At 63.7% G+C, this 14,656-nt stretch carries 17 protein-coding genes; 7 read left to right on the top strand and 10 right to left on the bottom strand.

The window, feature by feature from the left end:
• The coding region (locus tag AKN83_RS40910) for a hypothetical protein (protein ID WP_206600789.1) at positions 1-202 on the top strand (202 nt) is incomplete at its 5' end.
• A gap of 452 nt (positions 203-654) precedes the next feature.
• Here the strand turns inward: AKN83_RS40910 and AKN83_RS18865 are convergent.
• Together AKN83_RS18865 and AKN83_RS18860 are read right to left on the bottom strand one after the other, a co-directional pair.
• Positions 655-1,014 carry a hypothetical protein gene (locus tag AKN83_RS18865; RefSeq protein WP_157113444.1) on the bottom strand — a complete coding sequence of 120 codons (360 nt, stop codon included), beginning with the start codon at positions 1,012-1,014 and terminating at the stop codon, positions 655-657.
• A gap of 229 nt (positions 1,015-1,243) precedes the next feature.
• On the bottom strand, positions 1,244-1,444 hold the full coding sequence (locus AKN83_RS18860; RefSeq protein ID WP_050401147.1) for a hypothetical protein: 201 nt from the start codon (positions 1,442-1,444) through the stop codon (positions 1,244-1,246).
• A 140-nt stretch (positions 1,445-1,584) separates the two neighbouring features.
• Between AKN83_RS18860 and AKN83_RS42045 the strand changes: the two genes are divergently transcribed.
• A complete protein-coding gene (locus AKN83_RS42045) occupies positions 1,585-1,875 on the top strand; it encodes an ISAzo13-like element transposase-related protein (RefSeq protein ID WP_083992121.1) in 291 nt (96 codons plus the stop codon).
• Positions 1,876-2,114: 239 nt separating this feature from the next.
• On the opposite strand, the gene AKN83_RS18855 is transcribed toward AKN83_RS42045, so the two are convergent.
• The 3 genes from AKN83_RS18855 to AKN83_RS18845 all read right to left on the bottom strand — a co-directional run bounded on the left by AKN83_RS18855 (position 2,115) and on the right by AKN83_RS18845 (position 6,020).
• Positions 2,115-4,136 (bottom strand): pyrroloquinoline quinone-dependent dehydrogenase, encoded by a 2,022-nt coding sequence (locus AKN83_RS18855; protein WP_050401148.1) that lies wholly within the window; start codon positions 4,134-4,136, stop codon positions 2,115-2,117.
• Positions 4,137-4,208: 72 nt separating this feature from the next.
• A complete protein-coding gene (locus AKN83_RS18850; RefSeq protein WP_050401149.1) occupies positions 4,209-5,642 on the bottom strand; it encodes a caspase family protein in 1,434 nt (477 codons plus the stop codon).
• Between the two features lie 150 nt (positions 5,643-5,792).
• Entirely contained in the window at positions 5,793-6,020 is a 228-nt protein-coding gene (locus tag AKN83_RS18845; RefSeq protein ID WP_050401150.1) for a hypothetical protein, read from the bottom strand.
• A 181-nt stretch (positions 6,021-6,201) separates the two neighbouring features.
• Here AKN83_RS18845 and AKN83_RS18840 point away from each other — a divergent pair, with 181 nt between their 5' ends.
• Both AKN83_RS18840 and AKN83_RS18835 read left to right on the top strand, forming a co-directional pair.
• A complete protein-coding gene (locus AKN83_RS18840) occupies positions 6,202-6,633 on the top strand; it encodes a hypothetical protein (protein ID WP_244522017.1) in 432 nt (143 codons plus the stop codon).
• 251 nt (positions 6,634-6,884) lie between these two features.
• Entirely contained in the window at positions 6,885-8,063 is a 1,179-nt protein-coding gene (locus AKN83_RS18835) for a GNAT family N-acetyltransferase (protein ID WP_063695404.1), read from the top strand.
• A gap of 204 nt (positions 8,064-8,267) precedes the next feature.
• On the opposite strand, the gene AKN83_RS18830 is transcribed toward AKN83_RS18835, so the two are convergent.
• From AKN83_RS18830 to AKN83_RS18820, 3 genes are all read right to left on the bottom strand, one after another.
• Positions 8,268-8,906, bottom strand: a complete 639-nt coding sequence (locus AKN83_RS18830) for an NIPSNAP family protein (protein WP_244522016.1) — start codon at positions 8,904-8,906, stop codon at positions 8,268-8,270.
• An 85-nt stretch (positions 8,907-8,991) separates the two neighbouring features.
• Positions 8,992-9,657 carry a DsbA family oxidoreductase gene (locus tag AKN83_RS18825; protein ID WP_050401153.1) on the bottom strand — a complete coding sequence of 222 codons (666 nt, stop codon included), beginning with the start codon at positions 9,655-9,657 and terminating at the stop codon, positions 8,992-8,994.
• A gap of 63 nt (positions 9,658-9,720) precedes the next feature.
• Positions 9,721-10,545: a helix-turn-helix domain-containing protein gene (locus AKN83_RS18820; protein ID WP_050401154.1), complete on the bottom strand. Its 825-nt coding sequence runs from the start codon at positions 10,543-10,545 to the stop codon at positions 9,721-9,723.
• Between the two features lie 94 nt (positions 10,546-10,639).
• Between AKN83_RS18820 and AKN83_RS18815 the strand changes: the two genes are divergently transcribed.
• Together AKN83_RS18815 and AKN83_RS18810 are read left to right on the top strand one after the other, a co-directional pair.
• Positions 10,640-10,849 (top strand): hypothetical protein, encoded by a 210-nt coding sequence (locus AKN83_RS18815; RefSeq protein ID WP_050401155.1) that lies wholly within the window; start codon positions 10,640-10,642, stop codon positions 10,847-10,849.
• Positions 10,850-10,879: 30 nt separating this feature from the next.
• The gene (locus AKN83_RS18810; RefSeq protein ID WP_050401156.1) at positions 10,880-11,278 is read left to right on the top strand and encodes a hypothetical protein; all 399 of its coding nucleotides are present in this window, start codon (positions 10,880-10,882) and stop codon (positions 11,276-11,278) included.
• Between the two features lie 82 nt (positions 11,279-11,360).
• Here AKN83_RS18810 and AKN83_RS18805 read toward each other — a convergent pair whose 3' ends face one another.
• Positions 11,361-11,585 (bottom strand): hypothetical protein, encoded by a 225-nt coding sequence (locus AKN83_RS18805; RefSeq protein WP_050401157.1) that lies wholly within the window; start codon positions 11,583-11,585, stop codon positions 11,361-11,363.
• 199 nt (positions 11,586-11,784) lie between these two features.
• Here AKN83_RS18805 and AKN83_RS18800 point away from each other — a divergent pair, with 199 nt between their 5' ends.
• Positions 11,785-12,489 carry a response regulator transcription factor gene (locus AKN83_RS18800; protein ID WP_050401158.1) on the top strand — a complete coding sequence of 235 codons (705 nt, stop codon included), beginning with the start codon at positions 11,785-11,787 and terminating at the stop codon, positions 12,487-12,489.
• A gap of 7 nt (positions 12,490-12,496) precedes the next feature.
• Here AKN83_RS18800 and AKN83_RS18795 read toward each other — a convergent pair whose 3' ends face one another.
• On the bottom strand, positions 12,497-14,446 hold the full coding sequence (locus AKN83_RS18795) for a hybrid sensor histidine kinase/response regulator (RefSeq protein ID WP_083992120.1): 1,950 nt from the start codon (positions 14,444-14,446) through the stop codon (positions 12,497-12,499).
• Positions 14,447-14,656 lie beyond the last annotated feature (210 nt).

The following is a 14,656-nucleotide window of genomic DNA, read 5'->3' as shown; positions in this document are numbered from 1 at the left end:
GTCCGGGCCATCAGCGGAAAACGACGGACCACCATTGATTTCGGCAGCCCAACTCCGTTTCGCCGACGCCGCAACGCAGGTTGCCGCAACTCCGGCCAGGACAGAGCGTCGCGAGAGTCCTTTCCCGGCGCCGGTATCGGGCTTTACGGAACTTCTCATCGGTCATTGCTCCGAGCTACCGCTGCGCCGCTCGCAAGAGTGATAAAATCGCGCCTTCGCATAACCTCATCTCAAGAATGTCGGACCGAAACAACATAGCCTAGCACAGCGACGCGTCCCTAATCCGCTATGGGTCAAACTCGGAAGTCGGATCTCCCGCAACCGTGAGGTCCGCTTCACCGCCGACACCGGACCTTCGGTAGCCAGCGCGGCACTTCCGAAAAGGGCCACAAGGCGACATTCAGTCACCATCGGCGTATGTTCGCGGCGTACCGTCGGCATCCACGGGCTGCAACAGCTCTTCTTCGAAATCCGCGACCATTTTCTGTTGGTTTTCGACCCAAGTGCATTCGTATTTGATCGTACTGCATCATCGGGAGTCGAGGATACGCCATCGTCACCATCATGATGGGACCCCCGCTTATGTGTCTAACGAGGCTGCCGGTTCTGAGGGAAGAATGCATGACGCTTCCTAGAGGTGCATGTCGTTACCGGCTATCCAAGCGAGTCACTTAGTGCCGGAAGAAAAACATTGTCGACCAGACAGCCCCAAAACCATAGCAGGGTTAGAAGACCACAAATGAAGAGCGAAAATCTATCGCCCGGCTCAGATGATTTTTCTCGCGCATTGCGAACGAGCACGCCAGTAAACACGATCCAACTAGGATTAAGCACCGCGTAGGCCAGCACGAAGAGGACGACGAACGGATTAGCGAAGGTAGATGAGTCCAAGTAAGCGAAGTGCACCAACTGGCCAAGACCAAGCGCGGCGACAAGCGCACCCGGCAAGCTCAGCCAGATATAAGCGGACCGTTTACCGCCCCGATCGGGCGCGAAAAGGTTCCGATACGCCATTACGGAGCACCCTAGAAACATCAGCACGGACAGGGCCGGCAGATATGTAGAGGGAAGGATCATATGAATGCAAAACTCGCGAGGTCGAAATCGCCGACGACTAGCCCGAATAAATCAACTATTCGCAATGGGAACGTCTCGATTTTTTATCAAAGTCGCCCAAAGGTCTGCTTCGGGGCCAATAATGGACATTCGGAAAGCGAACTAGGGCGCCCCCACTGCGGCGGCCCTATTCCTCACTTGATAGTTTGGCGATTTCCTTTTCCAAATCATCCGCACGCTCTCTAAAGTGCAGAGCCAATTTGGCGTAGTGGTGGACCACTTTGGCAAGCGTCTCGCTCAGGTCGCGATCCTTAGCTTTGTCGCAAATCTCCTCGCACTCGGCGATCTTTGTGCGGAGATCTTCTAACTCCTCGCGCATGCCTTTCATGGAACGTCCTTGCCATCGACAGGGGTCACAATACGGGCAGCACCCAAGCCAGTCAAAGAACTAACCACTAAAAAGAGTGCATTCACGGACAGAGTGCAAGGTCGCCTTCGGGTCAATCGCGTCGGTTCGGCTCGGTCAAAGTGGCGTCCGGTTTATGGTGTCCAATCGAATATCGGCTCTTCAGTCACATCAGTATGAATTGGGCGGGCCAGCCTCTTCTCAATCTCGACATGATGCTTGCCTTCATCAGAGGTACGACAATCAGTGCCGGACTAAGGGTAGAAGCTCGCCTCGATCAGGAAATCTATCGAAAAGGGCGCAAAGTAACTGCCCAAGAATTGAAAGAACTCACGTTGTCGCCGCATGATACCTGTCCATGTTGGAACTACACACTCGTACCAAGAGCCCCGTTGCAAATCTCCATCCATTAGAGCGAACGCTTTTACCGCTTCGGGTCAAATACAGCGGTCGACGATCGGTGACGAGAAGTCCGGACTACACCCAATACCGGACCGGTCAGAAGCGGCGCCCGCACTATTTCGGAATATTAGAAATGTATCCCTGAGTTGCCCGACGTGTCAAGCTGCCTTTCGAACGCCGGCGGCCGCCGGCTACTTTGCATGGGGTTGTTTTCGATATTTTGCAGCTGCGCGCCTGCGGCAGGGAGCACCTAAGCGGATCGCGAGCGACGGCTGCGCCAGCGCCATAACAGCGCAACGAGGGCCACGAGTACGAGCCCGGCGGCCATAGCCTTGGCGGTGAACCGCCCACCGGGCCGGTCGATCAGGCGAGTCCACAACGATGCCCCCTCGCCCTGGCGCGGCAGGCGAAATGCCACCACGCTGTCGCCGATCGACGTGCCGCCCTCGGAATGGCCGCCGGCGCCGATCACGACATACTGCTCACCCTTCCAGAGATAGGTCATCGGATTGGCGACGCCTGGCACCGGAAGCCGGCCGAGCCACAATTGCTTTCCCGACTTGACGTCGAACGCGCGCAGATAGGCATCCATCGCACCGGTGAACACGAGGCCACCCGCGGTGATCGCGACGCCACTGAGCAGCGGCGTGCCGGTATTGAGCGCGATGCCGAGCGGCGCGAGATCCTCGCTGGTGCCGACCGACGCATGCCAGAGGATCTTGCCGGCCTTGAGATCGACCGCCACCGTCTCGCCCCATGGCGGCTTGTTGCAGGGCGTCCCGACCGACGTCATCGCCAGCGCCCGCGACATCGCAAACGGCGCGCCCTGCTGCTGGCCGAAGTCATGGCCGGGCGGCGGATTGAAGCCCCTGGCCTGCTCGCGCCGAATCAGCGTGACGACATGCGCCGCGTGACTGACATTGGCGAACAGGATCTGGTTGACCGGATCAAAGGCCGCACTGCCCCAGTTCACGCCGCCGCCGGTCATCGGATAGACGATCGTGCCTTGCGTCGACGGCGGCGTATAAAGCCCCTCATTGCGGGATTGCGCGAACAGCCTGTCGCACGCCGCGCTTCCGATGCCCGGCAGCAGGCCGCCGACATCATCGGCCGTCATCCGCTGGGTCAGCAGCGGCGGCACATGGGTCGGGAACGGCTGCGTCGGCGACAGTGTGTCGCCCTCGGCGCCGTTCTGCGGCACCGCGCGTTCCTCGACCGGCCACACCGGCTTGCCGGTGTCGCGATCGAGCACGAACACAAAACCCTGCTTGGTCGGCTGGATCACGACGTCGCGCATGCCCGAACCGGTGTCGATCCGCGCCAATGTCGGCTGTGCCGGCAGGTCATAGTCCCAAACGTCGTGATGCACGGTCTGGAACGCCCATGCGAGCTCGCCGCTCTCGATCCGCAGCGCGACGACGGAATTCGCGTGCTCGTCATTGCCGGGGCGCTTGCCGCCCCAGAAGTCCGGACTGGGCGACGTCGTCGGCAGGAACACCAGGCCGCGCTCCTCGTCCACCGACATCGGTGCCCAGACATTGCTGTGGCCGGCCTCGACGCCTGCATGCACCAGCGGGTCGAAGGTCCAGCGCGGCCGGCCGGTCCGTGCATCGAAGGCGCGCACCGCGCCGACCGGCGCATCGACCCGCCGGTTGTCGCCGATCGCAGATCCCACCACGACCACGCTGCGTCCGGTCACCGGCGCCGACGTGATCTGAAACTCGCCGGGCCATTCCAGCTTCATGCCGGCGTCGATCTTGATCTCGCCATTGGTGCCGAAATCGGCGCAGGGTTTGCCGGTCCTGGCATCGAGCGCGATCAGGCGCGTGTCGTTGGTGCCGGTGAAGATGCGCGACTTGCAGGCCGCGCCATCCGCCGCGCGATCATCTGTCCAGTAGGCGACGCCGCGGCAGACAAACCGATTGGCCGGCCGCTGCGCCATGCTGATCTTCGGATCGAACCGCCATTTCTGCGCGCCGGTGCCGGGATCGAGCGCGATCACCTCGTTGAACGGCGTGCAGAAGATCAGGCTGTCCTCGACGAACAGCGGCGTCACCTCGAACTTGGTGCGCTTCATGACCTCGGGCGGACGCGCCTCGAGATCGCCGGTGCGGAATTCCCAGCCGCGCACCAGCGTGCCGACATTGTCTGTCGTGATCTGCGTCAGCGGCGAGAAGCGCGTGCCTCCGCGGTCGCCGCCCCAATACTCCCAGGCGAGCGCCGGCTGCACGCACAGCACCAGCGCGGCAAGCAGGCGAAACAGCGACCGCATTGCGTCCTCCCGCAAGATGCGATCATCACACGCCGCATCTCATGCGGGGAAAGCCTTTACGCGAATGCCACGTCAGTATCCACCCCTGCGATAGCCGCCGCCATAATTGCCGCGATAGCCACCGCCGCCGATGCCAATCCCGATTCCGATCGGGGGCCCGACCGGCTCGTAGACCACGGCCGGAGGCGGCCGGCGCACCACCACGACGTCATCCTCGACCACGACGCGCGGCGGGCGCTTGCCGGCGCGCCGCGGCGACGGATCGGGATCGGCACGCTTCTTCACCGGCGCGGCCGCCTTCTGCTCCTGCTGCGGCGGCGAATTGTTGCAGGGACAAGTCGGCGCCGCCAGCGCGACGTTGGTCGCGGGCACGCTGAGCGCTGCGGCCGGCGCCGCCTCGGGACGGTAGCGCAACCGTTCGATCATCTTGCGCGCGGTCGCCGTGAGATCGCTGTCAGGGTACAGCACGAGGAAGCTGCGATAGGCCGCCGCCGTGTTGGCAACAATGGCGTCGTTCCAGGCCACCATGCGCCGATGCCGGTCGAGCCAGTCGCGCGCCTGCAGGCCGCGCGGCGTGCCGGCGAAGATCGCGGCGAAGGCTTCATAGGCTTCATCAGTGCCGTCGACCACGATCAGTTCATTTGCCGCTTCGATCGACTTGCCCTGCAATTCGCGTTTCCACTCGTCGACGGTGCGCTTGGTCGCGGCCGGCGTCGGCGCGGCCGCGGGCGACGCCGACGTACCTGCCATGAAGCGGAAGTCGTCGGTGAGCGACGAGGAATCCCACGGCGTCTGGCGGCCGTCGGTCGCCTTGTTCACCGCCAGGCGGACGCGCTTGAAGGTGTCCTCGATCGGAATCCCCGGCTCCTTCGCCGAAGCCAGCAGCGCGGTCGTATAGGGGCTGTTGGCGCCGCTGCCGTCCTCGGCCTCGGCACCCGGCGACGTCGAGAACGAGACAAAGGTGCCGGGCGCGCCGATCCTGGCGTCGACGATGGCCAGCCCATGTCCGGCGGTCTTGCTGAGTTCCGGGAACGGATTGTTGCGGCAGGCATCGAGCAGCACGATACGCATCCGGCTCGGCACCGAGGTCAGGGTGTTCAGGATGTCGTTGAGGCGAACGGCCTGGATCGGGATGTCGGCCTCGCGCTTCGGGTCGACATCGACCGGCACCAGATAGTTCTCGCCATCGATCTGCAGGCCATGCCCGGCATAGAACACCAGCGCGACGGTATCGGCGCCCTTCGCCGCCACCTCGCCGGCGAAGTCGCTGATCCTTGCGCGCATCTCATCCTGGGACAGGTCCGATGCCGTCGTCACCGCGAAGCCGGCATCGGTCAGCATTTGTGACATCGCCCTGGCGTCGTTGGCCGGATTGGGCAGCGCGGGCACCGACTTGTAGGCGGACTGCCCGATCACCAGCGCCAGCCGGTTTTCCGCCGATGCCGGCGCGGCGCTGAACAGGATCGCAGCGGGAACGAGCAGGCTGAGGAGCGAACGGCGCAGCATGGCAGCCTCCGACAATGGCATCGGAAATGGGTCTGATGCCGTCAGGTGAAGGTTCACGCCGTGCGGCAATCTGCAGCTTCGGACACAAGTTCTGGTGGAACTGGGAAGCCACCCGCTGCGCCTGCTGTTTCGACTGACTAGTTCGGCTGACTATTTCGGTTTCTTGGCCGGATCGGCGGCCGGCTTGGTGACGCCCCAGGGATCGTATTTCTCCTTGGGTTCGGGGATACGATCGAGCGCGGCCTTGTAGGCCTTCTCGTCGACCTTCGGCTTCTGCTCCGTCTTCCTGTCGTCGCCCCCACCGCCTCGCCGGCCCTGGGCCAGGGTCGGTGTCGCGATCAGCGCCAGAACGACGGCAGCAACCGTGAAGCTTTTCATGTCAGTCTCTCTCCCCCGCAGCCCCAGAAACATCCGGCAACATCTCTACCCCAAACATGACTTGTCGCTCGACATTTGTTGATCGACAAAGCGCCGCGCGATGCGGATTCAGCCCCACCAGGGGGGCGCAATGTTGGCGGCGGCACATTAAATCGACCGAATGGGACAGGGACAGGTACAGATGGCGGCGCTGCTGGCCGGCGCCGCCTTGATGTTGAGCGGCTGCGGGCTGGCGGACAGCCACGCGGTATGGCCCGAGATGTTGAAGGTCAAGGCCACAGAGCCGGCGCCGCTCGAGACGCCTCCGGACGTCAAGCACCTGGTAGCCGGCAAGCTGGATTCGGTATTCACCGCCGGCTCGCAGCCGGCCCATGTGCGGGTCTCCGCTCCGCTGCACGACCCGCGCGGCACCGGATGGACCGCCTGCGTGCGCGCCGAACTGACCTCGGTGATCGGCAAGCCGCTCGGGACGCAGACCTACCGCGTCTTCATCAATGAAGGCGCGATCTTCGATCGCCGGCAGGTGGAAGCTGACGACAATTGCGTGACCGAGACTTACGAGCCGGTCGAAAGCGCCGTTCAAATGGAAGCGCAACGAAGCGCCAAGCCTTAGCGTCTGACATTGTTCTGCCGGCGAGCGGCAATGCCGATCGCGACGTTGTCGCCGTATCGTTGCGAGCTTTTGCGATCCCCCCAGTCACGTTCCAGCAGCGCTGCTGCTGTCGCCGTCATATGCTGAACAGCCCGTTAACATTACCGCTCAAATTGCCGGATGGCCTCAACGGCATTTTCCATCTCTGTCCGCTAGCGTTGCCCGCGATAAACGCAAGGCCGATCAACCTCTCGGACCGGGGAACATGGGACGTGGCCGATATTGCTGACCAGGCAGTGATCCGCCGTGCATCGCGCAAGGATGCCACGGATGATCGCGGGTTGCCGCCGCTGTCGGCCGCGCCGGTCGGCGCATGGCGGGCGCTGGCCGAGCGTGCGATCGAGGCCAATGGCTACTACCAGCCCGACTGGGAATTGGCGGTCGATGCCTCCGCGCGCGGCCGCACCGGCGCATCGCTGCTCAGCGCCACCGGCGATGCCGGGCAATTGATCGGGCTGTTGCCGGTCATCCCAATGCGGCGAATCTACCGGATACCGCTGCCCGCGCTGGTCGGCGCCGAACCCTATGGCACGCTGTGCACACCGCTGCTCGACCGCGACGCCGCCGAACTGGCCGCCGGCAAGATGCTCCAGCAGGCGCGCAATGCGGGCGCGCATGCGTTGATCCTGCGCACCATGTCGCTCGAGGGCCCGGCCATGGCGGCGATCCGCGCGGTCCTCGCGCGCGACGGTTTGCAGCCGCGCGTGCTGAGCGCCTATCAACGCGCGCAGCTCGATGCGACGCGCAATGCCGATGAGCTGCTGCGCGACGCGCTCGGCCCCAAGAAGCTCAAGGAGCTGCGCCGGCAGCACCATCGCCTGTCCGACCACGGCGCGGTGCGCTTCGACGTCGCCCGCACGCCGCGCGACGTTGCGGCGGCGCTCGAGACGTTCCTTGCGCTCGAAGCCGGTGGCTGGAAGGGCCAGCGCGGCACCGCGCTCGGCCAGCATGCCGGCGACGCGGCGTTCATCCGCCGCGCGACGTCGGCGCTGGCCGAGACCGGCCGCTGCGAGATCGTCACGCTGCATGCGGGCGCCACGTCGGTCGCAAGCGGCATCGTGGTACGCCACCAGGACCGTGCCTTCTTCTTCAAGATCGGTATCGACGAGCGCTTTGCGAAGCATTCGCCGGGCGCGCAATTGACGCTGGAGCTGACGCGCCATCTCTGCTCCGATCCTGCGATCAATTCGGCCGATTCCACCGCGGCGCCGGGCCACCCCATGATCGACCCGATCTGGCGCGGGCGCTTCGCGATCGGCGACGTGCTGCTGCCGCTGCGACGGCGCGATCCGCTGGTCGCCGCTGTTCATGCCGCATTGACGCTGAACAGGTTCGGCTATCAAGCCGCGCGCAGTGCGGTCCGCTTCATCCGCAGCCGGCGGACGGCCTGATTCAGCGCGCCAGTGATTTACCCTTTCCTAGCCATGCAGACACACCAGGAAACAATCAGTTCGCCGCCGTCAGGTTGGTGTCAGCTAGCCCTTCTAGCGTTGCTGTGCGCCGTTTCTCAGGCGGCGCATGCCCTTGCCTGGTAAGCCTCATCCGATCGAAGCATCGGGTGAGGCTTTCTGCCGGCGTTCTCGGCGAGGCCCGCCTTACTGCAGCGGTGAGTGCGGCGCCGGCAGCATGATGGTCGAGTGCATTTCCTCGAGCAGCTGCGTGCCCTTGCTGAGGAATTCCAACCACGCCGGATCCTTCATCGCAGCGCCACGTGCAGCAGCGCGGGCGTTGAGATCGGGATAGGCCCAGATGTGGCAGACCTCATTGGGCTGACCCGCGTCGGTGGCCCAGAGGCCGACGATCTTGGAATGTTTCTCGCGCTCCGGCATCACGCCGGTGATCAGGTCGAGCCATTGCTTGGCGGCGCCGAGCGGCTTGGCGCGATAGTTGCGGAATTCGTAGAGGTTGCCCTTGGTGGCAGGCGCCACCGGCGGGATGATCGCATTCAGCAGCCGGACCTCCTGGCGCACCAGGAGCGGACGGATCGCCGGAATGTACTCACCGGTCCAGCGCGGGTTTTTCCCGAGCTCGGCTCGCAGCCGGGACCGCTCGTTGAGATCGGCGTAGCTCCACATGTGCATGACCTGATTGAGCGGCCCGATCTCGGTGATCCAGTAGCCTTCCAGCTTGCCGAAATTGTCGCCGCGGATGTCGCGCGAGATCGTGCTCGCCGCCTTCACCATCTCGCCGACGGTGCCTGGACGTACCGTGTAGGTGCGCAGCTCATAGATCATGATGGTCTCCCTGGTTGTTTCCGATGGATCGTATAGGCAAACGAAAAAGCCCGGCATGAGCCGGGCTTTCGATGGGAATTGCGGACTACTCGGCGGCCTGCGCGTTGATCTCGGCCGAGACCTGGCGGATCGCGCGGGCGAGCTGCTCGGCCGGCTGGGCGCCGGACACTGCGTATTTCTGCGCGAACACGAAGGTCGGCACGCCGGAGATGCCCTTCTCGGAGGCTTCCTGGGCTTGCGCGGACACCAGTGCCACATCCTCGTCGGTGGCCAGGCGCTTGCGCACGTCGTCGGCATCCAGCCCGACGTCGGCTGCCGCCTGCACCAGCACGTTGGTGTCGGTGAGATCGCCGCCGTCGCGGAAATACAGCTCCATCAGCCGCTGCTTCATCTCGGCCGCCTTGCCCTTGGCCTCGGCCCAGTGGATCAGGCGGTGGCAGTCGATCGTGTTGGGCTGCCGCTTGACGAGCTCGGGATGGTAGGTCAGCCCCTCCTCATTGGCGGCGGCGACCACGCGGCCGGCGATGCCCTTGTAGGCCTCGACCGAGCCGAATTTGGCCGTGAGATATTCGTCGCGGCTGATGCCCTCGCGCGGCACCCAATTGTTGAGGAAGAACGGCCGCCAGTGCACCTCGACCGGCACGTCGGGCACCAGCTTGAGCGCATCCTCGATGCGATGCTTGCCGATATAGCACCAAGGGCAAACGACGTCGGAGACGATATCGAGGCGAAGCGGCTTCAGATCGCTCATGGCAGGGGTTCCCGGCGGAATTGGAACCCCGAAAGTAGGCCGAAAGCGCCCCAAGACAAGCCGCTATTTCATACTGGCTGCCATCTGCCGCATCCGCTCGGCGGTCAGTTCGTCGGCCGGGAAGAAGGTCTCCAGCGCCAGTTCCTGCAGCGTGACGTCGACCGGGGTGCCGAACACCATGGTGGTCGAGATGAAGCTCAGGATCTCGCCATTGAGGCGAAGCTTGAAGGGCAGCGCGACGTTGTTGTCGGTCGTGATCGGGGCCGACCGCGCCGGGATCGGATAGGACTTCAGGTCCTGATAGAGCTTGAGCAGCTCCGGATCGGCCGTTGCCTCGCATTGCCGATGCAGCCGCTCCAACAGATGCGCGGCCCATTCCGCCAGGTTGACGGTACGCGGCGCCAGGCCCTCCGGGTGGAAGGCGAGCCGCAGGATGTTGAAGGGCTGACCGAGCAGCCGCTGCGGCACGCCCTCGAGCAGCGGCGCCACCATGCGGTTGGCGGAGACCAGATTCCAGTGCCGGTCATAGGCCAGCGCCGGGTTCGGCTCGTGCGCCTTCAGCACCAAATTGATCGCCTCGCGCGCCGATTTCAGCGCGGGATCATCCAGCGAGCGTTGCGGGAATGCGGGTGCGAAACCCGCAGCAACCAGCAGCACGTTGCGTTCGCGTAGGGGCACGTCGAGGCGCTCCGCCAGTTTGAGGACCATGTCGCGCGACGGCGCCGAGCGGCCGGTCTCGACGAAGCTCAAATGCCGCGCCGAGATCTCGGCATCGACGGCGAGGTCGAGCTGGCTGAGATGGCGGCGCTGCCGCCATTCGCGCAGGTGCTCGCCGATCAGGACGGGTTTTGCGGGCTCGGCCCGCGCCAGGGATGCATGTGCGTTCATGGTGCAAAACCTACCATGCGAAATTCGCCCGTTCCATTACGCCTGAGGTAATCGAATTGGCGCGCGGGCCGGCTCATCTTCCACGGCACAGGAGATGACCATGCTGATGCTGTCCCTTATCCGCGCCTTCGCCGTCCTGCTCCCGGGGCTGATCCATCTCGCCACCTGGCTGGTCGCGCGCTCGCTCAACATGCCCCAGCCGCTCGTGCACGCGACCAGCATGTTCGTGTTCGCGCAGGTCCATGCGGTCGAGATGAGGGTCGGCAAGGGCCTGTGGCGTCAGCTGCAATCCCTGATGCGCTGAAAACCCAACCCAACTCGAGGAGACACTGCCATGATCCATTCGTCCCAGCTGCTGCGCCGCGCCTTGCTTGCCGACGCCGTGTTCAGCGGCACATCGGCTGTCGCGATGGTGCTCGACGCCGGCGCGCTGGCATCGCTGCTCGGCTTGCCGGAGGCTCTGCTGCGCGAGACCGGGCTGTTCCTGATCGCCTATACCGCGCTGGTCGGCTTTCTCGCCGCGCGAACCTCGCTGCCGAAAGGACCCGTGATCCTCGTGGTCGCCGGCAACGCGGCCTGGACGCTGGCCAGCGTCGCGCTGCTGCTGTCGGGCGCAGTATCGCCGAACCTGGTCGGAACACTCGTGGTCCTCGCCCAGGCGATTGCTACCGGCGTGTTCGCCGAGTTGCAATTTGTCGGGTTGCGGAGGAGCGAGGGTATGGCCGCGGCATAGAATTCTGCAGCTTGGAAAGAGCCCCCGGCGCGTCAAACCTGTTTGGGGGCTGGGGGGCGGTCTGGGCGCGCCGGGGCAGAATTTAGACCGTGGCCTCGCCCGCGGCCCGAACAGCGTTCGCGTAGGCCGCGAGCCGCTCATAATCAGCAGCCTCCCGCGCGAGTGCCGCCGCCCGGTGTGCCGGTGCTTGGCCTGCCTTCGTGCGCGCCCATGTCGCGCATCGCCGCCAATAAGCGGGATCGTACGCCTCCATCGGAGTGATGGGGTCCTGCCGTTCGTTCTGGAAGCAGTTGCTGGTTTCCGACATTCTGCCGCTCTCAGCCGCTCTAGACGTTTCGTCCTTGGTCGCTTGCGCAACGTAGCCGCGCAAGCGCGGTCGATGCGATTCGAGATTTGTGCAGATTTGTCGACGATGCCCGTGCGGCCCTGCAGCATGTGGCATTGATCCACCTCAATGAAATGCAGCAGAAACTGATACAATCGCGCATCCAGAATTGGTCTCACGCATGCGGCTTCCACAAAAAACCGTCCTCGTCATAGACGACGATCCAGAGGTTCGAGCGGTGTTGACGTCTGGCTTGGCGGCAGAAGGTTTCGTAGTGAACAAAGCCGAAAGTCGCGAAGCGGCAATCAAGCAACTAGAACAGAGCACCGTTGACCTGATCACGCTCGACATCGGGCTCGGCCAAGACGATGGCTTGCAGCTGGCGCGCGAGATCAGGACCATGATCAACGTGCCGATCCTGATCATCACGGGCCGGGCTGAGCCGATCGATCGTGTCCGCGGGCTCGAGCACGGTGCCGATGACTATGTCACCAAGCCTTTCCACATCCGTGAGGTCATACTGCGCGTGCGCACGCTGCTCGACCGCTACGACGACACCCGCGAGAATCAACGCTCCGTTCCCGACGCCTACACTTTCGACCATGCGATTCTTGACCTCCGGCGCCGCGCGCTGCGCCGACTGAACGGAGAGGTCATCGACCTGACCGAGACCGAAATCAAACTGCTCGAGCTTTTCCTGCGCCATCCATCACGTGTCCTCTCGCGTGACGAGATCAATACCTACTTGCGAGGACGCGACTGGTCCCCGCTCGATCGCACCCTCGACGGCCATGTTGCCCGCCTGAGGCGCAAGCTCGAGCCGCTCTCCGACGAACCCCATCTGATCAAAAGCGTCAGAGGGGTGGGTTATGTGTTTTGTGGATAGCATGCAGCTAGATTGCCGGTGCTGGTCTCGCCGCCAACGCCTGCTCGATGCTGCGCGCGAGTTGCTCGCGGCTGTAAGGCTTGAGCAGCAGCGCAGATCCATTGCTGGATTCCCCGGTGCTGACTTCACCGGGATAGCCGCTGGTCAGTACGACCGCCGTCCGCGGCCGGTGCGCGCGGATCCATTTTGCAAGCTGATACCCCGACATGCCGGGCATCACCACATCCGCAAAAACGAGATCAATCGCGTCATCGTTCCGCAACGTCGTCACGGCCTCCTCCCCGGTTCGCGCTTCGAGCGCAACATAGCCGAGCGCTTCCAGCCGCTTCATAGCAATCTCGCGCACCTCATCATCGTCGTCGACGACCAGGATGGCTTCGCCGTCGCCGAACGGGATCGGCAGCGGATCAGCAAGCATCTGTGCCGATATGGCAGCCTCGATACATGGAAAATGGAGGGTCACAGTGGTGCCCCTTCCGGGCGCACTGGCGATCTTCGCGAAGCCGCCTGCGAGCTTTGCCAGGTTCTTGACCGTGGTCAGCCCCAATCCGGTGCCTCGCCCCGGTTTCTTGGTCGAATAGAACGGCTCCCAGACCTTGTGCAGGACATCGGCCGGCATCCCTTCGCCGGTATCGGTCACGGAGAGGCACACGAAGCGGCCCGGTGCGGCTGTGCCGGCCTCTTCCGTCACATGCATGTTACGCGTGGCGATCGTGATGTTGCCGCCCTCAGGCATTGCATCCCGGCTGTTTGCGGCCAGGTTTAGAAGCGCGCTGCACAGCTCACCCGCAGGGACTCGCGTCGGCCAGAGTTCCTCGAGGAGGTCCAGACGCAGCGCCCACTGGCCCGCAACCAGGCTCTCGAGCAGCGGCACCGTCTCGCGCACGACGTCGTTGAGTGAAACGATCTCCCATTCGCCTTCGGGCTTGCGTGCCAGCGCCAGCAAGCGTCGGGTCACCGTAGAGGCCATTTTGGCCGCCTGCAGCGAGCGACTGACGAGATGCTGCGCCACGCGATCGCCTATTCGTGGCTCGGCGAGTTCGAGGTTTCCCAGAATGACGGCAAGCGAGTTGTTGAAATCATGAGCGACGCCACCTGCAAGCAGTCCGACTGCGTCGAGCCGCTGCCTCTCGGCTACCAGCCGTTCGGCCTGCTTTCTCTCGGTCACATCCGAGAGCGTGCCGCAATAGAGCTGCGCACCATTTTCGTTTCGCCAGGTGGTGATGGCCAGTTCCGCGGGAAACACGGTGCCGTTTTTGCGCCTGGCGGTTACCTCGCGGCCGATGCCGATGATATTCCCCTGGCCGGTTTCGGCATATCGGCGCAGATAGCCGTCGTGAGCCATCGCGTCGGCCTCCGGCATCAGAAGGGCAACGTTCTTGCCGAGCAACTCGCCTGATTGATAGCCGAAGACCGCGAGCATCGCCGGATTGACCGCTTCGATGATCCCTCGCGCGTCGATCAGGATGATCGGATTGGGCGCCGCCTCGAATATCGCGCGATACCGATCCTCTGAGGCGCGCAACAGTTCGCGATCGCGACGAAGCTCTTCCTCGGCCGCCCTTCTGCGGGTGATATCCTCGGTGAGGATCAATATCCCGCCGATATCACCGTCCGGTCCGAACCAGGGCCGGACGTCCCACCTCAGCCAATGCACCGTCCCGTCGACGCGCTCGAACCTCTCCTCGTCCGAGCTGCAGGTTTCGCCGTTCATCGCGCGCTGGTGGATCTCGCGCCAGGCTTGCGGAATCTCCGGGAAGACTTCGTAATGCGACCGGCCCTCGATTTTTCCAAGCAGGCCATAATCGTCGATCCAGCGCCGGCTCGCCGCCAAATAGCGCATCTCGCGATCAAACATGGCGATCGCAACAGGCGCATACTCGACGAAGCCGCGAAACTGATCACCATTTGCAGGACGGAGAGACTTTTCCGTCCCTTTTTCGTCCGCTCGCGCCATTGCCCCTCCAGATCGGAGCGCAAGACTGGAACGAAACGTAAGCACTCACTTGATGCGTATCAAATCCGGGTGCAGCGCACAAATCTGCACAAAGATCGTATTCCGATCAGCGGCTCGGTCGGCAATAGTCGCCACATGTTGCGATGCGAGACCGGGAATTTGCCTTGGGTCCCAATTTGAAGTGCGCAACGAGGTGGAGGCTGGGGCAAC

Source organism: Bradyrhizobium embrapense, from assembly GCF_001189235.2.
In the GTDB taxonomy this organism is placed as follows: domain Bacteria; phylum Pseudomonadota; class Alphaproteobacteria; order Rhizobiales; family Xanthobacteraceae; genus Bradyrhizobium; species Bradyrhizobium embrapense.
Note: the sequence above shows the minus strand (reverse complement) of the source record. Positions and strands in the feature narration are given on the sequence as shown.